General features: G+C 61.6%; 24 protein-coding genes and 1 riboswitch. Of the genes, 13 read left to right on the forward strand and 11 right to left on the reverse strand.

Going from position 1 to position 21,917, the window contains the following annotated elements; genetic code table 11:
• Positions 1 to 83: 83 nt before the first annotated feature.
• Together AC5RVS_RS15710 and AC5RVS_RS15715 are read left to right on the forward strand one after the other, a co-directional pair.
• Positions 84 to 341 carry a type B 50S ribosomal protein L31 gene (locus AC5RVS_RS15710; protein ID WP_493978504.1) on the forward strand — a complete coding sequence of 86 codons (258 nt, stop codon included), beginning with the start codon at positions 84 to 86 and terminating at the stop codon, positions 339 to 341.
• A gap of 155 nt (positions 342 to 496) precedes the next feature.
• Positions 497 to 991, forward strand: coding sequence for a hypothetical protein (locus tag AC5RVS_RS15715; RefSeq protein ID WP_494108822.1), 495 nt, complete (start codon positions 497 to 499; stop codon positions 989 to 991).
• A 65-nt stretch (positions 992 to 1,056) separates the two neighbouring features.
• Here AC5RVS_RS15715 and AC5RVS_RS15720 read toward each other — a convergent pair whose 3' ends face one another.
• The 3 genes from AC5RVS_RS15720 to AC5RVS_RS15730 form a co-directional block, all read right to left on the reverse strand.
• Positions 1,057 to 2,040, reverse strand: a complete 984-nt coding sequence (locus AC5RVS_RS15720) for a hypothetical protein (protein ID WP_494108823.1) — start codon at positions 2,038 to 2,040, stop codon at positions 1,057 to 1,059.
• Positions 2,041 to 2,167: 127 nt separating this feature from the next.
• Positions 2,168 to 2,404 carry a hypothetical protein gene (locus AC5RVS_RS15725; RefSeq protein ID WP_494108824.1) on the reverse strand — a complete coding sequence of 79 codons (237 nt, stop codon included), beginning with the start codon at positions 2,402 to 2,404 and terminating at the stop codon, positions 2,168 to 2,170.
• 642 nt (positions 2,405 to 3,046) lie between these two features.
• Complete coding sequence (locus AC5RVS_RS15730; RefSeq protein WP_494108825.1) at positions 3,047 to 4,399, reverse strand: hypothetical protein; 1,353 nt, start codon at positions 4,397 to 4,399, stop codon at positions 3,047 to 3,049.
• Positions 4,400 to 4,436: 37 nt separating this feature from the next.
• On the opposite strand from AC5RVS_RS15730, the gene AC5RVS_RS15735 reads away from it, so the two are divergent.
• Positions 4,437 to 5,120, forward strand: a complete 684-nt coding sequence (locus AC5RVS_RS15735) for an RHS repeat-associated core domain-containing protein (protein ID WP_494108826.1) — start codon at positions 4,437 to 4,439, stop codon at positions 5,118 to 5,120.
• A 29-nt stretch (positions 5,121 to 5,149) separates the two neighbouring features.
• Positions 5,150 to 5,359, forward strand: a complete 210-nt coding sequence (locus AC5RVS_RS15740) for a hypothetical protein (protein ID WP_494108827.1) — start codon at positions 5,150 to 5,152, stop codon at positions 5,357 to 5,359.
• Positions 5,360 to 5,468: 109 nt separating this feature from the next.
• Here AC5RVS_RS15740 and AC5RVS_RS15745 read toward each other — a convergent pair whose 3' ends face one another.
• Positions 5,469 to 5,810, reverse strand: coding sequence for a hypothetical protein (locus tag AC5RVS_RS15745; protein ID WP_494108828.1), 342 nt, complete (start codon positions 5,808 to 5,810; stop codon positions 5,469 to 5,471).
• Positions 5,811 to 6,831: 1,021 nt separating this feature from the next.
• Between AC5RVS_RS15745 and AC5RVS_RS15750 the strand changes: the two genes are divergently transcribed.
• From AC5RVS_RS15750 to AC5RVS_RS15765, 4 genes are all read left to right on the forward strand, one after another.
• Positions 6,832 to 7,215, forward strand: a complete 384-nt coding sequence (locus AC5RVS_RS15750) for a hypothetical protein (RefSeq protein WP_494108829.1) — start codon at positions 6,832 to 6,834, stop codon at positions 7,213 to 7,215.
• A 29-nt stretch (positions 7,216 to 7,244) separates the two neighbouring features.
• Positions 7,245 to 7,793 (forward strand): RHS repeat-associated core domain-containing protein, encoded by a 549-nt coding sequence (locus AC5RVS_RS15755; RefSeq protein WP_494108830.1) that lies wholly within the window; start codon positions 7,245 to 7,247, stop codon positions 7,791 to 7,793.
• A gap of 9 nt (positions 7,794 to 7,802) precedes the next feature.
• Positions 7,803 to 8,036 (forward strand): hypothetical protein, encoded by a 234-nt coding sequence (locus tag AC5RVS_RS15760; protein WP_494108831.1) that lies wholly within the window; start codon positions 7,803 to 7,805, stop codon positions 8,034 to 8,036.
• A 352-nt stretch (positions 8,037 to 8,388) separates the two neighbouring features.
• The gene (locus AC5RVS_RS15765) at positions 8,389 to 8,694 is read left to right on the forward strand and encodes a DUF8359 domain-containing protein (RefSeq protein ID WP_494108832.1); all 306 of its coding nucleotides are present in this window, start codon (positions 8,389 to 8,391) and stop codon (positions 8,692 to 8,694) included.
• 100 nt (positions 8,695 to 8,794) lie between these two features.
• Here AC5RVS_RS15765 and AC5RVS_RS15770 read toward each other — a convergent pair whose 3' ends face one another.
• On the reverse strand, positions 8,795 to 9,619 hold the full coding sequence (locus tag AC5RVS_RS15770; RefSeq protein WP_494108833.1) for a hypothetical protein: 825 nt from the start codon (positions 9,617 to 9,619) through the stop codon (positions 8,795 to 8,797).
• Between the two features lie 1,676 nt (positions 9,620 to 11,295).
• Positions 11,296 to 11,943 carry an RHS repeat protein gene (locus tag AC5RVS_RS15775; RefSeq protein ID WP_494108834.1) on the reverse strand — a complete coding sequence of 216 codons (648 nt, stop codon included), beginning with the start codon at positions 11,941 to 11,943 and terminating at the stop codon, positions 11,296 to 11,298.
• A gap of 614 nt (positions 11,944 to 12,557) precedes the next feature.
• Between AC5RVS_RS15775 and AC5RVS_RS15780 the strand changes: the two genes are divergently transcribed.
• Positions 12,558 to 13,199, forward strand: a complete 642-nt coding sequence (locus AC5RVS_RS15780; RefSeq protein WP_494108835.1) for a hypothetical protein — start codon at positions 12,558 to 12,560, stop codon at positions 13,197 to 13,199.
• Positions 13,200 to 13,868: 669 nt separating this feature from the next.
• Here the strand turns inward: AC5RVS_RS15780 and AC5RVS_RS15785 are convergent.
• Together AC5RVS_RS15785 and AC5RVS_RS15790 are read right to left on the reverse strand one after the other, a co-directional pair.
• Positions 13,869 to 14,417: an HNH endonuclease family protein gene (locus tag AC5RVS_RS15785; protein WP_494108836.1), complete on the reverse strand. Its 549-nt coding sequence runs from the start codon at positions 14,415 to 14,417 to the stop codon at positions 13,869 to 13,871.
• 266 nt (positions 14,418 to 14,683) lie between these two features.
• Positions 14,684 to 15,022: a hypothetical protein gene (locus AC5RVS_RS15790; RefSeq protein WP_493987263.1), complete on the reverse strand. Its 339-nt coding sequence runs from the start codon at positions 15,020 to 15,022 to the stop codon at positions 14,684 to 14,686.
• A 201-nt stretch (positions 15,023 to 15,223) separates the two neighbouring features.
• On the opposite strand from AC5RVS_RS15790, the gene AC5RVS_RS15795 reads away from it, so the two are divergent.
• A complete protein-coding gene (locus tag AC5RVS_RS15795; RefSeq protein WP_494108837.1) occupies positions 15,224 to 15,472 on the forward strand; it encodes a hypothetical protein in 249 nt (82 codons plus the stop codon).
• A gap of 43 nt (positions 15,473 to 15,515) precedes the next feature.
• On the opposite strand, the gene AC5RVS_RS15800 is transcribed toward AC5RVS_RS15795, so the two are convergent.
• Complete coding sequence (locus AC5RVS_RS15800) at positions 15,516 to 16,070, reverse strand: DinB family protein (protein ID WP_494108838.1); 555 nt, start codon at positions 16,068 to 16,070, stop codon at positions 15,516 to 15,518.
• Between the two features lie 274 nt (positions 16,071 to 16,344).
• A riboswitch (guanidine-III (ykkC-III) riboswitch) is annotated at positions 16,345 to 16,410 on the forward strand.
• A gap of 10 nt (positions 16,411 to 16,420) precedes the next feature.
• Between AC5RVS_RS15800 and AC5RVS_RS15805 the strand changes: the two genes are divergently transcribed.
• The 3 genes from AC5RVS_RS15805 (at position 16,421) to lplAB (ending at position 18,416) form a co-directional block, all read left to right on the forward strand.
• The gene (locus tag AC5RVS_RS15805; protein WP_493978495.1) at positions 16,421 to 16,735 is read left to right on the forward strand and encodes a DMT family transporter; all 315 of its coding nucleotides are present in this window, start codon (positions 16,421 to 16,423) and stop codon (positions 16,733 to 16,735) included.
• Between the two features lie 10 nt (positions 16,736 to 16,745).
• The gene (locus AC5RVS_RS15810; protein WP_494108839.1) at positions 16,746 to 17,081 is read left to right on the forward strand and encodes a DMT family transporter; all 336 of its coding nucleotides are present in this window, start codon (positions 16,746 to 16,748) and stop codon (positions 17,079 to 17,081) included.
• 273 nt (positions 17,082 to 17,354) lie between these two features.
• Entirely contained in the window at positions 17,355 to 18,416 is a 1,062-nt protein-coding gene (gene lplAB / locus AC5RVS_RS15815) for a lipoate-protein ligase LplAB (protein WP_494108840.1), read from the forward strand.
• Positions 18,417 to 18,442: 26 nt separating this feature from the next.
• Here lplAB and AC5RVS_RS15820 read toward each other — a convergent pair whose 3' ends face one another.
• A complete protein-coding gene (locus AC5RVS_RS15820) occupies positions 18,443 to 19,096 on the reverse strand; it encodes a dihydrofolate reductase family protein (RefSeq protein WP_494108841.1) in 654 nt (217 codons plus the stop codon).
• Positions 19,097 to 19,268: 172 nt separating this feature from the next.
• Positions 19,269 to 21,884 (reverse strand): aminopeptidase N, encoded by a 2,616-nt coding sequence (gene pepN, locus AC5RVS_RS15825; RefSeq protein ID WP_494108842.1) that lies wholly within the window; start codon positions 21,882 to 21,884, stop codon positions 19,269 to 19,271.
• Positions 21,885 to 21,917: the final 33 nt, after the last annotated feature.

Raw genomic sequence — 21,917 nt, forward strand, 5'->3', positions numbered from 1 at the left:
GTGTGCTGGCCCTAATGGGGCTGCCATCTTTCCATCCTTCTAGCCGCTGGCAAAATCCAGGGGCGCGTAGAAAAGGTACAACTATGAAGTCTGATATCCATCCGGCATACGCCCCGGTTGTTTTCCGCGACCTGGCCTCCGGCGTTTCCTTCCTGACCAAGTCCACCGCGACGTCCAAGCGGACGGTGGAGTGGGAAGACGGCAACAGCTACCCGCTGATCGAGGTTGAAATCTCCTCGGAGTCCCACCCGTTCTACACCGGCAAGCAGCGCATCATGGACAGCGCCGGCCGCGTGGAGCGCTTCAACGCACGCTTCAAGGGCTTCGGCGGCAAGAAGTAACCCTTCGCCCGCAAGCCTTCAGCGAAGCCCGCACCGTTCGGTGCGGGCTTTGCCGTTTAATGCTCCGGCTTATCGGATCGACTTAGGGCCCGGGCTTGGCGCGTGGTGCAGCGGGTCCTGACGTCCACGCCCGGTGGCGACGTTAGGCTGCTGGCATGGCGTCAACTCCACACCATGAAGCGGTCCGCACGGGGCGGCACCGGGACCATCGCCGCCCGCGGGTGGCCGGGGGCCCGGTCACGCTGGCCGTTTCCGCCCTTTTGCTCACGGGATGTGCGGGAACGTTCCAGCAGCTGCCGGCCGAGATCACCTGCACCACGCAGTACCGTCCGGACTTTGGCAGCAGCGCCGGAGAGGAGGCCGGCGAGTTGGTCCTGCCCAGGGTCGACGGCCCGACGGCGGACCGGCAGGAGTTGATTGCTGGCTCGTTCCGGCTGTCCGGAAGCTACATAGGGGAGGCCCCGGACGGACGCGCCGTCTCGCTGGCCATCACCGACGAGGCCGGCAACGCGCTGGCGAACATGCTGTACCAGCTGGAGGACGGCGCCTCCCTGCAGTCTCGCTTCGCCGGGGGACACGGCTTTACCGGGCTGCACTACATCCGCGACGGGGACGCTGAACTGCAACTGTTCTGCGCCACGGACGGGTAGGTTGCCGGGCGGGAGTTGATCGCGTCATCAGGGGCGTAGCTCATTCCGTGCCGGCGCCAGCTGGTTCATGGCGCGGTCGGCGGTGATACCGGAGACCAGCAGCCGTCTTGCGACGCGCGATGCCAAATCTGCCGGGGCCCTTCCCCTTCGCGTGCGACGTCGGCGAGCCAGATCGTGGTGTCGGGGTTCCACCCGGCGATGACGCTTGCCGTGCCTGAATCAATCTGAAGCGGGCGCGTAGCGCCGTTGAGATATGCGAAAACAGTTAGGTGGACGGCATCCCATTCCTGCGCAACTTGTTCCCAGTTAGGAATCACCCATCGGCCGGCCCGTCCGGTAGTGCGGTACCAGTCGTGCCGGCGGGAGGCGGTGACGTCCAGGGGGAAGGCGCGGCACAAGCGGATCCAGTCATCCCCCGTGTGGATCTCATAGGTCCGGCCCACTCCACGGACCGGGATCGTGGTGGCATCTTCCCAGCCAAGGCTGTCTTCGACGAGGTCCAGGCCTGCCGGAATCTGCCCGACGGTCTGGAGCAACCCATGCGGGATCGACCACCACGTGCCGGACCAGGGTGCCCCGGGGTCATCGGGCCGATCTTTCGCAGCCCGAGCTTCTTCGGCTCGCTCTCCACGTCCCCACTTAGCCAAAGTTCGCTGCGGGTCCTTGGGCAGCGGCGACGGTTCCCCCGCTGATCGCCAGTCAATTGCCCACTGCCCGGTCCGGCGAGGCTGACCCCATTGCCGCCTCGTCGACGAATCCATGACCTGTTCGGCCACGGGGTAGAGGGCGGCAACGACGGCGGGATGCCCGGCGAGCACGTCTTCACCCTCCGGTTCCTGCCAGTACCTGGTCGACGCAACGGCTAGTTGCAGCGCCGATTGAATGAGTACATCGTTCAGGGCACCCGGATCGAGGGAAGCAATCGCTGCCGCAAACTCTTCCGGTGTTGCAGGGGCGGAAGCAACACCTTGACCGGCGGTCAGCAGGACTGTGGAGGAGCCCTTTCCAGGGTCCAGTTCGTATGCCAGCCCGGAGGCGCCCGTTCTCACGTCCGAACTGACCTCCTTCGCCAGCTCGAAACATAGGCGTCGCCCGCGCGGTCCCTCAAGGAGCAAGTCAGCCCTGTTCTGCATTCGATCATCGTCGCACCCTTCCTTTCCTCCTGCCTCCCCCCAATCAGGCCCGCCAGCGGAGGCGGCTCTCCGTGGAGGACGCCTTGCAGGTGTAGGTCTTGCCATTGGTCTTGCCGATGCCCCGCTTGCCCTTCAGGGACGAGGCGCAGAAAGTACCGGGGGAGACCTTCAACGCAGTGGAGGGCTTGGCGGCCTTCGTCGGCGTTGCCTTTCCGGCGGGCTTGAGTGCGGTGACCTTCACGGTCTTCTGGCCAGGGCAGGAGGTGAGAACCTTCTTCATGGCGGCCTTCTCGGCGGGAGTGACCGACAGGGCGTACTTCTTCTTGACCGCGATTTGGGTGGCAACGAGGGGACAACGGAAGGACTTGTTCCTGGGCAGCCACGCGCTGGTTTTAAAGCCGCCCCGTGTCTGTGTCAGTCATGCTGTGTCAGCCACGCGCGAATTGCAGCACTCGCATGATGAATGGCTCCTACGTCCGTCGGAGTCGGTATGTGCGACGACGCCGAGGTGGGTGTGTGTCAGTTTCACCGGGTCCCTTGGCTGCGCGATCCGTGATTACTGTCGGTGTTTTCCCAATCTGTTGTTCCAACGTTCGGATCCATTTGCGCTGGGATTCAATGACTTCTGTGAGCTTTGCGATCGTGTCGAGCAACTCCGAGATAGCTGCCTGAGGGTTTGCCCTGAGGGGATCTGGATCGACCTCCATGGAGTCTGTCGGGCGACTGCGGTCGACAATAGCTTCTGCGAGTTCGAGCTGTTGTTTCACTTCAGGATGGTCTGCTAGCACCCTGTAAAAGGTCTTGTGGGCGACGCCTGCTTCAGCGATGATTTCAGCTTTCGCTGGCCGAGTGGCACCGCACCTGTGATAGACGGTCCTGATAGCCGCGATAACGGCGTCGACATTCTCCTGTCGCGCCATGGTCAATCTCCGTCGGTCCTCAGCTGGGCACGTAGGTTGTCTGCCCTATCCTCTAATACTTTCCGTTGTTGTGAAGGCATGACGGGCATGCCGAGCCACTCTTTAGTCTGTTGAAGTCGATATTGGAACACAATCTGCTGAAGGGGATCGAGAAGTACATTCCCGCAGGTCTCGGGATGGCACAGCCCCTGTTCGGGTTCGCTTTTGTCGGTGCATTCCATTTGCTGCAGGTACCGCAGGCAATGGGCGACGGTCCCCGGGTAAAGAATTTGTGCGGTCGATTTGATCGCTGCCGCCAGTTCAGGGACTGACATTACCTGGGTCATGAACTGTTCGACTTCGGCACCCTCTGCATCGGGATCGAAGCGCGCGACAGGCAGGTTTTCCAGCAGGTCCTTCACACTGCGCATGAATGTCCGGCCGGCGTGGCCCGCAAGCTGGTTCTCGCCGGTCCACACGCCGATGAACAAGTCAACGGCTTCGGCTGTGCGGTGCTGGGCTTCCTCATTGGCGAAGGTGTTAAGGATGGTTTCGGTCCATGCATCAGTGCCGCCATTAGCCTGATAGGAGTGACTCATCGCGATCTTTGCATGTTTTGCCTGTTGTTGGAATGCCGCATCTCCTAGGGCTACGAAGTTGGAGATGGACGCGAGGGTGAAGCGGAACTGACGGTTACTGATGGACGGCTTGGAGGCATCACTGCCTATCCTGCGGCTACCGATTTTGCGCCATCCGGCGTCGATCGAATGGAAGCCGTGGATGTGCTGGTCAGTGTTCATGCGCCAGACAAAGATTTGCATGGCCGGGTACGATCCTGCGTTGACCAGTGTTCGCTCACTAACAGAACGTACGGCGCTGCGTCCTTTGCTGACGAGGAGGAATTGCGCGTCAGGCGCTGCCAGCTGTTCGAGTATTTCGCATGCCCGCAGAACGGCAGGCGTAGCCCACCACTTCATCGGTTCACCGTAGGCGTTCTTTACGAGGGGGGCTGTTACGGCATCTGCCCCCATCCACGTTGTGCGCCAGTCCCGGATCGGAATGCGTGCCAGTTCGCTGTCCCGCATCGCGGTAAACGCCGCCAGTATGATGTGGCAGGAATGGCGAAGGGTTTCTTCCTCCACCGCGATAGCCTGCCAGCACCATGGGTCCCGCCAGGGTCCAGTTGTGCCGTCCGGGCGCTGAATCTCTTTGACCGGTATCGGCAGGCCACCGGCCACTTTGGGCGTTCCTGCGGCAATCCGCCCCTGGATGAACTGATGGTCCAGTGCGCCGTGCCCTCGCAGGTTCAGTCCGGCAGCTGTTCTCAAAGTTGCCAGGCAAACATCGCTGACCGGGGCCGGCAAGAACGGCGTCACCTACACCAAGACGTACGCCGGGACGAACCAGAACGAGATGCTCACCCAGAAAACCATTAGCGACGGCAACTACGCCTTCACCTACGGACGTGCCGACGCCCAGGGTCTGCCCATCATCGAACAGGTCAAGCAGGGCGCGGAGACGGCCTACATCGAACACGACCCGGTCACCGGGGCCCCGCTGATGCTGCGCACCAGCACCGGAATGCAGTCCTTGTACATCTTTGACGGCACCGGCAACCCCGCAGCACTGGTCACCAGTGGCGCGTACACCGCCTTCGCCTACACTTTCGACCCGTACGGAGTGCCAACGCTCACCAAGGACTCCGGCGGACGCGGTAAAACCCAAAACCCCTACACCTTCAAGGCCGGCATACAGGACCGCTCCACGGGGTGGGTCAAATTCGGTGCCCGCTGGTACGATCCCGCCACGGGCAGGTGGACCCAGCAGGACACCCTCGACGCACCCCTCGACCCTAAGAACGCCAATCGCTATGCCTACGCCGCCTGCGACCCCATCAACAACTGGGACCCAACGGGACACGTAACCGACGCCGAGCTGTGCGCGCTGGGTTACATAGGGCTTGGGTTGGGCCTCATCGCCTGGGTGGCTACAGCTCCCGTAAGTGCTCCCGTGACGGCTTTGGGCGCGGTTGGCCTCGGTTCTGGGTACGCTGCCCTTGTAGCCGGAGGAACGGCTACCGTCTTCGCGTGTAGTTAATCCAGCGGTGAACACAATGAGGTGAGAATATGAAGAGCGCAATTTCCATCGTGAGTTTTGGACTTCTAATCCCTATTGGCATCATATTGGCGGGCAACGCGAATTCCACTGGACTCTTCTGGAGCGGTGCCGCCATGGCATTCTTCGGGTTCACCGGTTCGGTCGCAGGCATCTACCAAAGGCATGTGGAACTCAAGGCTAAGCAGGACGGTAAAGGGCCCTCGGGTTCAGCCGAATGACAGATTGAAGCATCCTGTGCGCAGCTTGGTTTGGAGTCGGTTTGTTTGTGGGTAGCGATGCAGTCGGCCTCGACGCACCCCTCGACCCTAAGAACGCCAATCGCTATGCCTACGCCGCCTGCGACCCCATCAACTTTTCAGATCCGACCGGCATGAGTTGCGCCGGAGACATCTTCGGCCTTACAGCATCCTCCGTGCTGTTCGTTGCCAGCGCAGCGGTCACAGCCAAAGCGGCCATAGCTGCGGTGCCAACTGGAGGCTTGTCGGCCGGTGTTGCTGCAGCGGGGGTCATTGCAACAGGGGCGTTCTTCTCGGGCATCATCCAGAACGGACTGAATGCTGCAGAGTCATGCAGGTAGCAATAGAACAGCGAAGGGAACGACATGAAGAACGCCTCATCCGGACCGGCAACCTTGACTGTTCTGTCATGGATCCTGCTGCTCGTAGGCATCGCTCTCGGAATTCTTGGTATTACGCAAATGGTCTCAGAAGGTTGGCTCTCCGGACTCTTAAATACGGTCTTAGGTGTTCTGGCCGTCTTTTTATCTGTCAGAACATTCCGCAATCGGAACAATGCAAAAAATTGAGTTTCAAAATGAGCTCGCCGGCGGCGGTGAGGTTGAGTTTATTCTTCAGGACAGCGGTGCCTGGGATGAAGTAATCGTCCCAGGAGCGGAGCTTGACGGCCCTCATTGCTTGCCGGTGACGCGGGCGATTAGCACAGAAGAGCGGTACCGGAGAGCCATGATAAGCCCGTCACGGCTTTTTTTTCATGGCTCGCAGGGAGCAAAGACAAGCGGCACCAGGGCGGGGCCATTGGGGTCCGCCAACAGAGCAGCAGGAGCTGTCTCGGCAAGTGCGTCCATGGCACGCTTCTGACGCATTTAGTCCAGTCTGATCTCCGCCTCGAGGACCGCAGCGTTTACTTGCGCTTCCATTCCTGTAACGGGACCGGTTGGACTAGGCGCTATCGTTGGTTTGGGCACGACCATTACTGGGGGTGCCCTTTCAGGCGCAGGAGTAGTGTTGGCATGCAGCTGAACCGAACATTCATTGTCGTCATGTCGTTGTTAATCGTTGCCGGCGTCATGCTAAGTGTCGCCGCAGAGACGACGGAACTACTTGTCGCAGGCATTGCCATAGCTGTCTGTGGCTTGGTCGGTGTCAGTGCTGCCATTCTATCCCGGAATCGCCGATGAAAGACGGTACTCTCATCGCTACGCTTACGCCGCCTGCGATCCCATCAACCTCTCAGACCCCCTGGGCCTGGAAACATACGGTGAATGCGTTGGCAGCACAGTTATTGACAGCACGCAGCAAGGTATTCTCTTCCTTACCGTAGGCGGAGCTTTCACAGGCGCATTGGCTGGGGGAGTCGGGGTGTTGCCGGGTGCTGTGATGGGTGCGATGAGTGGGGCACTCACCGGTGCCACTGCCGGCGCGATTTGGGGCTCAATATCATGTACTTGGAAGTGATGAACATGAAACCAATCTATGAATTGAACGAGACATACTACAGCAAACTGGGGATACAGCAGGCGATCGACGCATTATCTGCCCACATGCGCCAAGCCGGATACAAACCAGAAGTTCTCGATTCAGCACTCGTAGTTGAGGTTGGATCTGACATGCTCGTTCGCTTATTTGGGACGATGTTGCCATGGGGCCGGACCAGCGTCCCAGTCGGCATGACCGTAACTTTTACACCAGAAGCCGAAGGGTCAAAAGTTAGCGCCCATGCCTACGACCGACTTGGGTGGTATCTAGACGCCAAGACCAACAAGACGTTTGAGCAAGAATCAGAGAAAAAAATTGGCGCACTAATGGGTCATGTCCGAAAGGTATTCGGCGGCTAACAAGTTTAGCCCGTACATCTACGACCCCTATGGCCTGCCGGCCTCCAAGGAGCGGCCGCGGCAAAACCCAGAACCCCTACACCTTCAAGGCCGGCATCCAGGACCGCTCCACGGGGTGGGTCAAATTCGGTGCCCGCTGGTACGACGCCGTCACAGGACGCTGGACACAGCAGGACTCCCTCGACGCGCCTCTGGACCCCGCCAACGCCAACCGCTACGCCTTCGCAGCCAATGACCCAATGAACAACGCTGACCCGACCGGACTATTTTATTGGGAGGTTTCCATCGGTGTATGCTTCGGCATCTGCCTTTCTGTTGGAGTAGCGTATGAAGCCGGAACCGGGGCACTAGTCGGAGCTAGTGCAGGGATCGGTCTCCGAGCCGATATTGGCCTCAATGTAGGGGCTGGGAGCGGGACGATTAGTGGAACTTCTCAATCTGCGGAATGTGCATTATCAGCCGGACCCGGCCTCTACGGCGGCGTGGGCCTAAACGCCCCCAATATCTATGGAGGCTTTGCGCCCGGCCTCGGCGGGGGCTGTTCACTCATGCATTCTGACTACGTCCCTCTCCGCTAGAATCCTCTGATGAGCGACTCTTCAGGACTCATCCTCTTCGGTATCTGTTCATGGCTGGCAGCACTTTTGCTATTCACCGTTAGGAAGCCGCTAGCCAGGGCAGCAACCAAGGTTTTCCCCATCATGAATGAGGATAAACACTACGACTGGCAAGTTAAAGCAGCGATTGCGGGAAGCGTCTTTATCTTTGTTTTCGGCGTGGTCTTCGTTGTTGCAGGTGTCGTGTCCAATGCGAATGGATGAAACATGAGTGGCACTACAGCTGGCGTAGTTGTCTTGGCCCTCGGGGTAACGGTGCTCTTGATCAGGCGGAGCCTTGCTCGTTTCAATACTGCAACGAGCATGGTTCTCTTTGGATTCAAAGATGAATCGGAAGCCATACTCCTGAAAGTGTTCACTGGGCTCGGTGTGCTGTTTGGGCTAGCATGCATTTCTATCGGCATCTTCATGATCCTAAGCCCCCCTTTTTAGTCTTGCGCTTCGCTGCTGGGCGGTGTTTCGATCAGGGTAATCGCCACGATCGTCGCAGAGGTCGCGGCGGGGGTGACTGCATTTCTTCTGGACCGCCGGTTGAGACAGTAACGTGCGGTTCCGAGTGCGGCCGCGGCTGGAACGGGAGTGGGATGAGAGTGACCCTACTCCGGCTGAGCGGAGATGGATCCGAGCTTCTTTTTATCGGATCAGCCTAGGATTTAGCGGGCACCGCCTACGGGATGGTAGCGAGATTGCAGACGATTTCTTCATCGTCACCCCTGAGACCACGTACCACCCTTACCGAATTCCGCCGCGCTGCCGGAAGCCGCGCCCGGTCCCGGGAACCTTCACACAACACGTGAGCATTCTGACGGTCACAGGGGATGACCCACCGGTTGCGGTCCGCCTTCCCGGAGCCGCGAAATGATTGGTGCTACCGAGGCTTTCGCCCAAGGCATTTACGCCTCTTGACCCCTGTCCGCAGGCAGCTATTGAAAATCGCTGCCACTGGACAGGGCCGTGTGTGCTCACCAGTTGATGCCGAATGCGTTTCGCGCCCGTTCGGCGACGAATTCGGGTTTGTCGAGGTGGTCGACGCCCCGTTGGTCAGGTTCGGGAAAGTATGTCGACTGGGCGGTCAGCCACATGAGCGCGTCTCGTTCAGACCATCCGTTGGCCCGGGCGGCCTGAAAGAGCAGCCGGATCGTTTCCTCAGCTTCGGGCACGGGTGCCGGCGGTGGTTGCGGCGCGGGGCTGGCGGGGACCTTGTTTTCGGACCATCGGTTGCGGTCCCGGTTCTCCTGGATCCGGGTCAGCGCCGCGAGGAGCTCATCGTCCTCGATGTTGTACGCGTCCCGGTCTTGGAGCCCGAGGTAGTAGGGGAGGTTGGCTACGAACTGGAAGAACCGCTGATCGCTGCCGCGGGCGCGCCATTCCTCGCCCAGGCGGAAGATGATGACACCGATCCGGCGCCAGTCCCGCGGTGGAAGTCCCGCAAACGGCTCTTGGGCGCGTTCGAGCACGGCTTCCCGGGAATCCCAGGGCTTGGGGGGCGTGAGGGGGGCGAGAGTTTCGTCGAGTCGCTCAGAGTCCCCGTCGCGGCCGATTGGGCGTCCTGGTGTCAGATGGTCGTGCCAGACGAGGATGGCTTGAGCTAGCTGGTCAGTGTCACTCCCGGCAGCGGCGTCGCGGGCCCGGAGCAGGATTTCGCCGGTGGCCTCGCTGCGGGCGCTGCTGCCCATCCACGTTAACCAGGGCAGCATCTGTTCCAGAGCCCCGAGCGGATCCGTGGTGTCTTGGAGAGCGCCGAGCAGTTCGGTCGCTAGTTGCCTCGGGGTTGCTTCAGCCATCATTCCTCCAGTGTTGTTCGGATGATCGTAGCCGGTGCTCGTTTGCAGATGTATCGGCGCCGATTCTGGCGGGCGAGAGGCGGCGTTACAGCACTATCACTATGGCCTTTTGGCGCTGCTGGAATCGCCTTGGAATGCTAACTGGAAGGACGGTACACCTTATGCTGAGCCGCACTTATTTGGTGGCCATGGGACTCTCACGACACCGAACCCCAATCCTATTCAACTTACGACACATTCTCCCGTGACGAGCCCGAGGGGATCTGAGAGGTTGATGGGATCGTTGGCGGCATAGGCATAGGCATAGGCATAGGCATAGGCATAGGCGTAGCGGTTGGCGTTGGCGGGGCCGAGGGGCGCGTCGAGGGTGTCATGCTGGGTAAAGCGCCCGGTATCAGGGTTGTATTAGCGGGCACCGAACTTGAGCCAGCCGGTGGTCCGGTCCTGGATGCCTTGTTTGAAGGCGTACGGGTTTTGGGCGATGGCGATGGATGCCTGGAGTGTCACCTTCGTCGAACGTTCATCACGTATCCCCAAACTGCAGTCGCGAGCAACACAACAGCGCACAGAAGGATAGCTGCTCTAGGAACGGTTTGACTCGAATCCAAAACGAGCGCGGCGTATAGCGCCGCCAACAGTGCGAAGATCGCCATGGACATATATACAGCGATGTGCCGCCTCTTACGCATGCCCTGCCTCGATTCGATTGGGCTTACTGCACTTCAACAAGAGTCCGCAGCTCCTATGGCCCAAAATACACCGGTGCCCGCAGAGACCACGGCCCCAACCACTAGCGGAGCCGCAGCAGCCCCCACTCCGCCGGTTGCGGCGGTCACGGTTGTTGAAGGGGTCGTTGGCTACCAGATGGGCGTGTCACTCTTGTAAGACGAACAATATGAATGCAACGAGCAGCATTACGGCGCCCACCATGGCTAGGGCCAGGACCATCATCCGCATCCCAGTGAAGGGTTCCCCTTGTTGCCTCGGATTTTTGATGCTGTAGACGGCCGCCGGGATACCAAAGAGGATGCCGGCTATTACCAAGATTGCGACGGGCCGCACAGCTACTCCTCTCGTTCTCGTAGGTCGGTGGAAACAAAACTCGGGGAGCGCCGACAGCGGGGGTGGAAAGGGAACTCGCCCTGGCCCGCGAGGCTTTTCCCTGCTCATCCCCCGCTGACTACGGCCGCACGGGGTCAATGGCCATTGACTCTAACAGTTCCGCCAGATCCTTCCCGCATTGACCGTAATCATAAAGTGTCGACTTCACTCGCGGACTGCATCTAGCTGAAACCCTCAGAGGGGGAGCCGACGATTGATATGACAGGTCAATCACCTCTCCCCAAGACCAAAAACTGCCCTTGACCTGGATTTCGAGTCCCGAGTCTGTCGTGGTGATTGATTTGTACTTGCGATTTGCCTGGACTATTCCAGTTACTCGCTCCACCAATGCCTCGACGCTTTGGTGCCAATCAAATGCAGTCGACGCCGACGCCCCCTGGACCTTAATGCCTGTCATGCTTGTTTGCTCGTTGGTCTTTCGCGTCCGATGTGCCAAGAACCACAGGAAAACGACAATCGCGACGAAGCCGATTACCAGGGCAACTGCTACGAAAATCAGTCTTTGATCAGCCATCACTGAGTCACCTTTCTAACAGTTCGGGGCCGTGGTCTCTGCCTCAGCCGACTACCCAGCCTAGGCCCGGTACCCTGCACCCTGTATTGCCTAATACCACAGCATGCACGGCCTGTGTGGTGCCTCCAACAACACCACCTATAACTGCGCCACTAAGAGCGCCCACTAAACCGCCAGCCGGGCCAGCAACGATTCCAGCGGCGGCTCCGCCTACCGCCCCGCCCAGGGCTCCTATAGTGAGGCCGCTCATAAATTCTTCGGTAATGAAGCCTTGGACGCAATCGTCAGCAGCAGCGAGACCTGTTGGATCGATGTTGTTGATGGGGTCGCAGGCAGCGTAGGCGTAGCGGTTGGCATTGGCTGGATCGAGGGGTGCGTCGATGGTGTCTTGCTGGGCGAATCGGCCGGTCTCAGGGTTGTAGTAGCGGGCGCCGAATTCGACCCAGCCGGTGGTGCGGTCTTGGGTGCCTTGTTTGAAGGCGTACGGGTTTTGGGCGATGGCAGCGCCGCCGGAGCCTTTGGTCAGGGGCGGCACGCCGTAGGGGTCGTACGTGTAGGCGAACTCGATGTGCGGCCCGGAGCTGACGAGGGCTGCGGGGTTGCCGGTGCCGTCGTAAATGTAGAGCGCGTCAAGGCCGGCGGCGGTGCGAAGCACGAGCGGCTCTCCGGTGACCGGGTCGTGTGCCTGCACTTTCCTAACACCGTTACCTGAACCCGGCGAGTTTTGGACGCGGCACCGTCCGGTTGAGCCCACGATTGGTCTGGCGATACTGCCCGGTTTCTTAGCTTCTCGGGCGGTCGATTGATACTTCGCCCGTGTGTAGGGTCTGTCTCAGAGAGTCTGCCTCCGCTGAGCATCTTCCTCTTTCGCCGATTTCTTGAGTTTGATGCCCAAGTGCGAGGAGGGCGTGTCAGCGGACTGCCAGGCCTCTACAACGCTTGGGTCGTTTGAGCATGGTCGTAGGGTCCGCTTCGCGGACCGACCACCTCTTCATGCCACCGGTCCGTTATCCCGTGCGATTGTCCAACAACAGATCACTAACCGGAAAGTATTTGAGCCGATAGTTAACACCAGATCCAAGAATCACTATGCGAGCCCAACGTCGACTTGGCTGAACCCGAGATAGAACAACTCTCAGACGGCCGGGGACGAAAACTTCCATGTGTGGCTGAAAACAACCACGACCAGAACTAGAACGGAGCAGATCATTGGGGGATCAGCAAGAACCAGATTTCCAGGCATACCTGGGCCAGGCGGGAGCACCAGGTCTGGACGGATTCGGTGCCCGCCCGGGCACCCGCGAAATGACCGTAATTGACGCTGCGGGAGCGGTCGTTCATAGGGCGCGAATCGCTGATGACGCGACTGCAGCTGACCGGCACATCAAGATCGCCGGCTTCCAGCGCACAGGGCCGTGGGGGAACGGTACTGCTCCGCTCGAGCAGATCCCTGCCGCCCAAAAGGCGCGCAAGCGCCTCGCAGTCATCGCTGGAGTCGCGGCAGTAGTCCTTGCAGTGGCAATCATCGGCGCCAACGGCAAGGCGCAGAAGGACAAAAAGGCAGCGGCTGAAGCGCAAGCACTGGCTGCACAGATAGCAGCACAAGCCCCATTCACTGCCAGGGGTGACCTAATCCTCGAATCCAGAGAATCAATCAAGGGGCTGTACAACGTCTACACGCAGGACGAGACCTCGTGCACGGGAACGGGCGGATACGGTGACCTGACAAATGACACCGAAGTCACCATCGTTCTTGACTCCGGCCGAAGCTACTACGGCGCCGTAAAGGAGACTGTGAATGGCGGCGACACCTGCACATTCAAGTGGGAAGTGCCGGGTGTCACTGGTGGATCGTTCAACTACACCGTCTTGATTAGCCACCGCGGCAGGGTGGACTACAGCCAGGAAGAACTGGAGGCCGGCGTCGGAATGTCGATCGGCCGCTGAACGCAACACAGGCAAACTGACCACCGGACGAACGAGTTGGGGAAAACATGGCAGAGCATAGGCTGCCCGGGCCCGCAGGCTGGGCGAACATGGAAGTCGCTGGCGAGTTCTACCGTGAAGCCCAGATAATCCAAGCACTCGGGCGGAAACCCCGCTTAGGGGAAGAGGTCAAACGGGAAGTCGACGCCCAGCTCGTTCCCGAGCCTGACAACCTACACGGACAAGATCGCATCACGGTTCGCATCGGGGCCGCGTTGTGGGCTACTTAGGAATGGGCGACGCGAAACGGTGCGTGGAGCCTGTTCACCGGATTACCGCCTGCGGGCACAACTTCACCAATGCATTTGGACGAGTGCCTGGCGCATGTCAAGTACGTATGTGAAGGGTATGGGTACGTGCATCCCCTAAGAACAGCCCGAACTGGTCGAAACCGCGGCGCGGGCCCAAAATATCCTAGCCAGGCTCGGATCTCGGGCGCCCGGAGGGATTCCGCAAAGACCGCTCACCCACGACCAGGCTCTGGTGATGCGAGGCAATCGATTCGCTTCGCTCCTCGAATGCCTCATCAGATGACTGCGGAAGCCCTCAACCTTCAGATCAGTCTAGGCACTGAGTTTCCCTTCACCGCTGAACACTACTGTGAATCGGTTGAACGTGTTGGAAGGCAGATCAGGGCTGAGGACCAAACTGACACAGAACGCATGGTCGTAAAACGCTGGCCTCGCGGTCGCCCTTGGCCCGATTCGCGGAGGCATCCACGGCCAGCAGGTTCAGCGGGTCGTTGGCCAGGGCGGTTCGCTGGGCGGTGGAGAGCTTCTGGGCACCGGACACCCAAGCCTGGCCCAGGGCCACGACGTGGTCGATGTCGACCTTGTTGCCGCCGCGGACGTAGCTGATGGTCTTGCCGGTATAGGGATCCTTCAGGGTCCCGGAAGCGATGACGCAGTTATTCGTGCCGGGCTTGAACCTGTCCTTGGTGAGGTCGCGCTTGAGGATATCGTTCCGGGTATCACAGCCGTTGCGATCGATGTCCTTCCACGAGGGGCCGAACTTGTCGCGGGAATAGCCGGTCTTGGCGGCCTTGCCCTTGACCGGCAGGGTGCTCAGCACCGAGGAGGCGCTCGGCCCCGTGGCTTTCGGGCCGAGGGCCTCAGCCGGGGCTGCGGCCGTGAATCCACCAAGCAGCAGGGCTCCGGTGGTAGCGATGGCGGCAAGCATTCGGCCCGGATTTTCGCGCAAGTTTTCCCCCAATATGTTCGGCAAAAGTGACGCACGGATTCAGTGCGATTGCCTGGGAATTATCCTGCCATACAAAAGGCCTGCCTATGTGCGGCAGTGGCTTCGTTTCCCACGTCGAAAATCCGGGGCTTATCGCCCATGCAGACGAGATGGCCGCGTTCATGGAGGCCGAAATGCAATCAATCCGAGAACCGGGCAGGGCGATTCCCGGGAATGATTTCGCTTGGAGGATCGAAGGTTGGAAATTAGGGGCGGTGCCGTTCCTCAGAGGTGTCGCGGTGTGAGCGTGCGTCTGCGTCCTTGAGGGTCTCGAGGAACTTCAGTCGCTCATCATCATCGATGACCAACTCTGCATGCTTTCCCTGAGGAGGGGCGACGAGTCTTGGGCCTGTGTAGGTGGCGCCTAGGTATAGACCGTTGAGGTCCTCTCCGGGTTCCGACATCGGATTAGAGATGCTCTTTTTACCGCCCCATGCAAGCCTGGCTACAAATACAACCACGGCGATTAGCATCAAACCCTGGATCGCATATCCTCCCCATTCCGGGCGTCCAAAGAAGAACAACCCGGCAATGCCCAGGATCATGCCGAACACTGTGGCAACCGCGATCTTGAATGTTCTACGCACTGCCCTCTTCCAGTTTCGGCCTTATAGCGTCAAGACTTTTCTGATCAGGGTATCCCGACAGGGCATATCATTCGATAGTTCGAGGAGCGGCCGCCCGTTCAATGTCCCAAGGACTCCACAGCATGGAAACGTAAGCGCAGTGAAAGGGGCCAGCAGTTCATGAAAGAAATCTCCGTTGCGGCAGGCTTCGCAGCCGGCATCTCTATGTTGTTCCTTGGCCTGGTGTTGGCCTTGTTTACCTGGATCGGTTTCGGGGGAATCAGCGAGGCCGACCAAGGACTGCCTCCTTCCCCTGTCAGGATCGGTTTCGTTCTCACTTTCCTCGGGCTGGGCGCCCTCGGCTTCGTGGTTGCATTGATATCGGCCCTTCGAACTGTGTGGCACCTGGCGAAACGACGCGCCGGGTAGCCCCATGCCGCGCAGGATCTCCCGCTGGGCACGGCAGCCGTTCTTAGCCCGGCGGGTCTTGGCCGACGAGCCCATCGACCGACTCACGGATGAGGTCGGCATGGCCGTTATGGCGGGCATACTCCTCGATCATGTTGAGCAGGATGTAGCGCAGATTCGGTAGCTCAACGTCGGGGTTGGAGACGACTGTGCCCCGCCGTCCCGGACCGCCGTCCCTCAGGGCCTCGGCGAACAACGCGCGGGAGCGGGTTACGGCGTCGCGCCACTGTCCATAAAGCTGCTCGGGGGAGTCCTCGTGGGCGGAGCGCCAGTCCCAGTCGTGGTTGGTGTCCCAATCGACGGCGTTCCATGGTGGGAGTTGGGCGCGGCCATTCAGCCACTCGGTGGACATGTCGTCCTCGAAGCGGGCCAGGTGCTTGAGCATGCCGCCCAGCGTCATCGATGAGGGGTTGAGCTTCTGTTGCAGGCCGGCCGCGCCCAGCCCACCGGTCTTCCAGGCGAAGGTAGCGCGCTGCCGCTCCAGAAAGCCCAGCAGGGTCGCGGTCTCGTCGCCGCCAATCGGCGGCTCGGGATTGCCCTGGTAGATCTCTTCGTTCACCGGCTGCCTCCTCCTCCTTCAGGGTGACTGGGTTAATCGGAAGCCCTTCGCGGCAGCCAGGGCTTCCGCCGCGACGCCCACGTTCTGGTGCCGTTTCACCCTCGTGCGCACGACGGTAGCAACACGGCTCCCCATGTTCGATGCCTGTAGGGAATTGGTGCGCAGGAAAGCTCCAAATAATCGGGAGGGCCATCAACGACTAAGGCCAGGCCACAGGCTGGTGAGGTTGGCCACCAAAGCTGCGCACCGGCGTCGTACTTTGCTATTTTCTAGTCCAAGACCTGTTCCTTGGGTCTCCGGACGACGGTTCAGTACCCGGTGTGCGACAAGACTGGCCAAAGGAATCACACATGGAATGGCTGATACTTGTTCTGTCCGGTGTCTTGGAAGCCGTCTGGGCGACGGCACTGGGAGCATCGAAGAATTTCCGCCGGCTCTGGCCCACCATCATTTTCGTAGTATCCATGGCCTTGAGCATGGCCGGCCTGGCCTACGCCATGACTGCCATACCGGTAGGGACCGCCTATGCGGTCTGGGTCGGCATCGGTGCGGTGCTGACCGCGGCCGTCGCCATGGTCACCGGCGCCGAGAAAGCGACGTTGATACGCGTCCTCCTGCTGCTGGGCATCATCGGCTGCGTTGTCGGCCTCAAGGCGATCGGCTAAGGGGGCTGGCATGCATTGGACTATCTTGTTGGTCAGCGCCGTCCTGGAAGCTGTGTGGGCAACAGCGCTGGGGATGTCGGACGGACTTAGCCGCACGGTGCCCGCAGTGGTGTTCTTCGTGGCACTGACCCTGAGCATGTTGGGCCTGGGCTATGCCATGCGCGGCATCCCCATTGGCACAGCGTATGCGGTGTGGACCGGCGCGGGGGCGGCGTTGACCGTCGGCTACGCCATGGTGTTTGGCGGAGAACCTGCGAGCGTGCTCAAACTGTTGTTCGTTGCCGGGATTATCGCTTGCGTGATCGGGCTGAAACTCGCCGACACGGGAGACGAGAAAAAGGCGTGAAAAAGCGCCGGCAGGTATGGAGAGGTTGGGGGAGTTACTCCATACCTGCCGGCGCTTGGACCGGGCACGTCCGGCCCCTCTTTCACTCGCACCGTGATGAGGTGTCTATGACACTACGCACGGGTTCTGGGCACATCCCCGGCAAGAGCTGGGAGTAACCTGAGTCCCGCGCTGGACGGGCTGCCCGCGGGCCTTTATTAGACTGGGAAAATCTTCGGCCGCAGCCGCGTGGCGGCCTGTACCGTCCCCCGCCGGAAAGCAAAAGGAGCGCACATGACCGACCACCGCCACGGAGAATACAAGGTCCAGGGCGGCAAGCTCGTTGTCGTGGACTTCGATGTGGCGGACGGACAGATCATGCGGCCGTCGGTCAGCGGCGATTTCTTTCTGGAACCGGATGAAGCACTGGCAGACATCAATGCCGCGCTTGACGGGATGAGCATCGAAAGCACCCACGGTCACTATGCCAGCGCGATTAATGCTGCGTTGCGGCCGGACGCACAAATGTTTGGCTTCTCGGCCGATGCGGTTGCCGTGGCCGTGCGCCGCGCGCTCAACAAGGCCACCGGTTGGCTTGACCATCAATGGCAGGTTATTCCGCCCACCCCGCTGCCGACGCACCTGCATGTCGCGATGGACGAGGTCCTGACCCGCCAGGTGGGGGCCGGGAAGCGGCCGCCGACGCTGAGGTTCTGGGAATGGGAGGCGCCGTCAGTGGTGATCGGCAGCTTCCAGTCGGTCCGCAATGAAGTGGACCCGGACGGGGTCGAACGCCACGGCATCACCGTGGTGCGCCGGATCAGCGGCGGCGGCGCCATGTTCATGGAACGGGGTAATGCGATCACCTACTCGCTGTATCTGCCGCAGACGCTGGTGGACGGACAGAGCTTCGAGGCGTCCTACGCGTACCTCGACGCCTGGGTCATGGCGTCGCTGGAGAAGGTCGGCATCAAGGCGTTTTACCAGCCGCTCAACGACATCGCCACGCCGGAGGGCAAGATCGGCGGCGCGGCGCAGAAGCGGTTGGCCAATGGCGGGATGCTGCACCACGTGACCATGTCCTACGACATCGACGCGGACAAGATGACCGACGTCCTTCGGATCGGCAAGGAAAAGATTTCCGACAAGGGCATTTCCAGCGCCAAGAAGCGGGTAGATCCGCTGCGCCGGCAGACCGGCCTGACCCGAGAGGAAATCATCGAGGTGATGATCCGGACCTTCAAGGACCGCTATGCCGCCGAGGACAGCGGTTTCTCCGACGAAGAGCTGGCCATGGCCCGGGAACTCGTGGATACCAAGTTCGGCACGGAAGAATGGCTGTACCGCGTGCCGTAGGGTGAGCGGCGGGAGCCGCAGGCCGGCTACCGGTCCGTGCTTCTGACCAGACGGGCGTGTGCCGCATCGGGCGAGGCGGCGAATTCGACGCATTCATAGCCGAGAGCTGCGGCGTCCAGGTTGTCGAACACGCGCTCGCCGGAGCCCAGCAAGACGGGCACTATGGCCAGGTGCAGTTCGTCCACGAGCCGCGCTCGCAGGTATTGCCGGACGGCGGATGCGCCGCCGCCGAGCCGGACGTCCTGCCCGGCGGCTGCATCGAAGGCCTGCCTCAGGGCGGACTCGATCCCGTCGTCGACAAAGTGGAAGACGGTTCCGCCGGCCATGGTGATGGGCGGCCGCGGGTAGTTCGTCAGCACGAAGACCGGATGATGAAACGGCGGGTCGTCGCCCCACCAGCCCCGCCACTCCACGGAGGGCCACTCACCGCGCACCGGTCCGAACATGTTCCGACCCATGATGGTGGCCCCGATGCCCTCCTGCCCGGCCTCGACGAAGTCGTTGTCCAGCCCGGTGGAACCGCCGCCTTCGCCGCTCATGCGCTTGCCGGCCGCGGTCTGGAACACCCAATCATGCAGCTGTTCACCGCCCACTCCCAACGGTTCCTCCACGCCCTGGCGCGGGCCGGCCGCATAGCCGTCGAGCGAGACGGAAAAATTGTGCACTCGCAGCCTGGGCACGAATCCTCCTGCGCCTGAAGCCCGAACATCCGGGGCGGTCCGGGTCCTTGGAAGACGACAGCCTATTCCAAGGCGGCGGCGCAGAGAACCGTACAGCGGCTATCGGTCCGCCAACGTCCGCCGATTCGCCTTCAGCCGCTCGTCCGCCGTCGCCCGCTCGGGCGCCGAACACTCAGCCGCTGGCGCTGGCCTGTTGCGCGCGGAGTGCCCGCAGCAGATGGTCGCGCTGTTCAATCACGATGCGGCGCAGCGCCGCCGGCGCCTCGGCGTGGTTGGCCAGCCAGGCATCGGTGCGTACGACGACGGGGTGATCCGCCGGCGCCTGTCCGGAGCCCAGCACCTGCGCGATGGGGTAGAGCCCCCGGACCAGCCTGCCCGCTATCTCGATGCTCTTCACCGACCAGATTCGATCGAGTTCCTCAAAGTACGGTTCCGCGTACCCGGCGTGAAGTTCACGTGGGCCCTGGCAGAAACCATCGATGGTGGCGTCCAGCAGCTCGTTGGACAGCGAATCGGTATGCACCGCGGTGTGCCAGGCTTGGGCCTTCACCTCCGGATCGGGCCGTGCCGTCATGGCTGCCAGGTGGCCGGCGCGCGCAGCGGCATTGCGGTCGGCTTCCAGGGCCGCATCCAGTTCCGCCGCCGAAGCGTTGCCGGTGGCCGCCAGCGCCTGCCAGAAGCGCCAGCGCAGATCAGTGTCCAGCTTCAGCCCCTCCAGCACAGTGGTCTTGTCCAGCAGGCCGCGCAGGAACGGCGCCGGGCCGTCAGCGGCGCGTGCGACAGCCGCCAGCGACCGTGCCCAGGTCAGCTGCCGGTCGCTGCCCGGCTCCGCTGCTTCCACCTGGCGGCGGGCGGCAGCCAAAAAGCCTGTCCGGAGGCCTGCCCGGATGGCCGACGGCGCGTAGCGGTCCATCGCGGTCTTCGCGCAGTCAAGGACCACCTGCAGCACGCTGTTCTCGGTTTCTGCCGGCGCGAAGCGCTGCACAGCCTCCACATAGTCGGCGGCGGGGAGGCGCCCGTCGCGGGTCATGTCCCAGAGGGTCGACCAGCACAGGGCGCGGGCCAGCGGATCGGTGACCTTGTCCAGGGAGGAAAGCACCGTTTCCAGGGAGCGGGCGTCGAAGACGACCTTGGCGTAGCTCAAGTCCTCATCGTTGAGCAGCAGCAGGGCGGGAACGTCCCGGCCCGCCAGTGCCGGAAGCTCGGTCCGTGGGCCTGCCGCATCCAGCTCCAGCTGGTCCGTACGGACCAACCGGCCGGAGGCGTCCGGGTTGTACAAACCCAGCCGCAACCGGTGCGGCCGGAAGGACGGCTCGTGCGTCACCGGATCCACGGCCTCCTGGACGATGGCCGCGGAGGCGATCGCACCGCCGTCGTACTCGAGGTCCACGCCCAGGGTGGAGATGCCTGCGGTCTGCAGCCACTGCCGCGCCCACTGCTCCATGTCCCGGCCGGAGGCAGCACTGAGGGCGGTGAGGAAATCGCCCAGCGACGTATTGCCGTAGGCATGTTCGCGGAAATACCGGCGGGAGGCGCCGACGAAGGAGTCGAAACCGGCATAGGCCACCAGTTGTTTGAGCACCGAGGCGCCCTTGGCATAGGTGATGCCGTCGAAGTTCTGCTTGGCGGCTTCCAGGTCCGGGATGTCGGCGACGATAGGGTGGGTGGTGGGCAGCTGGTCCTGCACGTACGCCCAGCCCTTGCGCCGGTTGGCGAAAGTGATCCAGGCGTTGGTCCATTGCGTGGCCTCGGCGGAAGCCAGGGACCCCATGTAGTCGGCGAAGGATTCCTTCAGCCAGAGGTCGTCCCACCACTTCATGGTGACCAGGTCGCCGAACCACATGTGCGCCATTTCGTGCAGGATGGTGTTGGCGCGGGCCTGGTACTGCGCGTCGGTGGCCCGGGAGGAGAACACGTAGGCCTCGGTGAAGGTGACCAGACCGGGGTTTTCCATGGCGCCAAGGTTGTATTCGGGCACGAACGCCTGCTCGTACTTGCCGAACGGGTAGGGGTAGTCGAAGAGTTCGTGGAAGAAATCAAGGCCGGCCTTGGTGACGGCGAAGATGTGTTCCGGATCGAAGGAGTCCGCGAGCGAGGCTCGGCAGTAGGCGCCGAGCGGCACACGCAGTCGTCCGCCGTCGGGCAGGGTGCCCTCCCAGTTGTCCGTGGCCGCGTGGTAGGGCCCGGCCAGGACGGTGGTGATGTAGGTGGAGATGCGCGGCGTCGGCTCGAAGCGGCGGACGGAGTAGCCGGGGGTGGAGCCCATCGGCTCGATCGCGGCCACCGCGGCGTTCGAGGCCACCAGCCAGTGTTCGGGGGCGGCAACATGGAAGCTGAAGCTGGCCTTCAGGTCCGGCTGCTCGAAGTTGGCGAACACACGGCGCGCGTCGGCCGGTTCGTACTGGGTGTAGAGGTACGTTCTGGCGTCCACCGGATCGACGAACCGGTGGAGCCCTTCGCCGCTGCTGCTGTACAGCGCGGTGCCCGTGATCGTGGCCTGGTTCTCGGCTTCGAGGCCGGGCAGCGTGATCCGGGAACCGTCCACCACGTCGTCCAGGTCCAGGTGCCGGCCGTTGAGCGTGACGGAGTGGACACCGCCGTGGATGAAGTCGGCAAACACCGTTGCGCCCGGTTCGCTGCAGCTGAACGTGATGACGGTGCTGGAGACGAAACCCGGCGCGTCGGGATCCTCGGCGTTGCGCAGGTCCAGCGAGACCTCATAGCTGTCCACCTGCAGGATGCTTGACCGTGCGGCCGCTTCGTCGCGTCCGAGGTTCTGGTTCGTCACCCGGCCCATTTAACCATGCGCGGGTCCCGTCGC

This window comes from Arthrobacter sp. Y3221048, from assembly GCF_059092685.1.

What these genes read in the sequence shown, in the direction of transcription:
- AC5RVS_RS15710 (WP_493978504.1), top strand. Translation starts at nt 84, where the DNA reads ATGAAGTCTGATATCCATCCGGCATACGCCCCGGTTGTTTTCCGCGAC.
- AC5RVS_RS15715 (WP_494108822.1), top strand. Translation starts at nt 497, where the DNA reads ATGGCGTCAACTCCACACCATGAAGCGGTCCGCACGGGGCGGCACCGG.
- AC5RVS_RS15725 (WP_494108824.1), bottom strand. Translation starts at nt 2,404, where the DNA reads ATGAAGAAGGTTCTCACCTCCTGCCCTGGCCAGAAGACCGTGAAGGTC.
- AC5RVS_RS15735 (WP_494108826.1), top strand. Translation starts at nt 4,437, where the DNA reads ATGCTCACCCAGAAAACCATTAGCGACGGCAACTACGCCTTCACCTAC.
- AC5RVS_RS15740 (WP_494108827.1), top strand. Translation starts at nt 5,150, where the DNA reads ATGAAGAGCGCAATTTCCATCGTGAGTTTTGGACTTCTAATCCCTATT.
- AC5RVS_RS15745 (WP_494108828.1), bottom strand. Translation starts at nt 5,810, where the DNA reads ATGCCTACGAGCAGCAGGATCCATGACAGAACAGTCAAGGTTGCCGGT.
- AC5RVS_RS15755 (WP_494108830.1), top strand. Translation starts at nt 7,245, where the DNA reads ATGGCCTGCCGGCCTCCAAGGAGCGGCCGCGGCAAAACCCAGAACCCC.
- AC5RVS_RS15760 (WP_494108831.1), top strand. Translation starts at nt 7,803, where the DNA reads ATGAGCGACTCTTCAGGACTCATCCTCTTCGGTATCTGTTCATGGCTG.
- AC5RVS_RS15770 (WP_494108833.1), bottom strand. Translation starts at nt 9,619, where the DNA reads ATGATGGCTGAAGCAACCCCGAGGCAACTAGCGACCGAACTGCTCGGC.
- AC5RVS_RS15780 (WP_494108835.1), top strand. Translation starts at nt 12,558, where the DNA reads ATGACCGTAATTGACGCTGCGGGAGCGGTCGTTCATAGGGCGCGAATC.
- AC5RVS_RS15785 (WP_494108836.1), bottom strand. Translation starts at nt 14,417, where the DNA reads ATGCTTGCCGCCATCGCTACCACCGGAGCCCTGCTGCTTGGTGGATTC.
- AC5RVS_RS15790 (WP_493987263.1), bottom strand. Translation starts at nt 15,022, where the DNA reads ATGATCCTGGGCATTGCCGGGTTGTTCTTCTTTGGACGCCCGGAATGG.
- AC5RVS_RS15795 (WP_494108837.1), top strand. Translation starts at nt 15,224, where the DNA reads ATGAAAGAAATCTCCGTTGCGGCAGGCTTCGCAGCCGGCATCTCTATG.
- AC5RVS_RS15805 (WP_493978495.1), top strand. Translation starts at nt 16,421, where the DNA reads ATGGAATGGCTGATACTTGTTCTGTCCGGTGTCTTGGAAGCCGTCTGG.
- AC5RVS_RS15810 (WP_494108839.1), top strand. Translation starts at nt 16,746, where the DNA reads ATGCATTGGACTATCTTGTTGGTCAGCGCCGTCCTGGAAGCTGTGTGG.
- lplAB (WP_494108840.1), top strand. Translation starts at nt 17,355, where the DNA reads ATGACCGACCACCGCCACGGAGAATACAAGGTCCAGGGCGGCAAGCTC.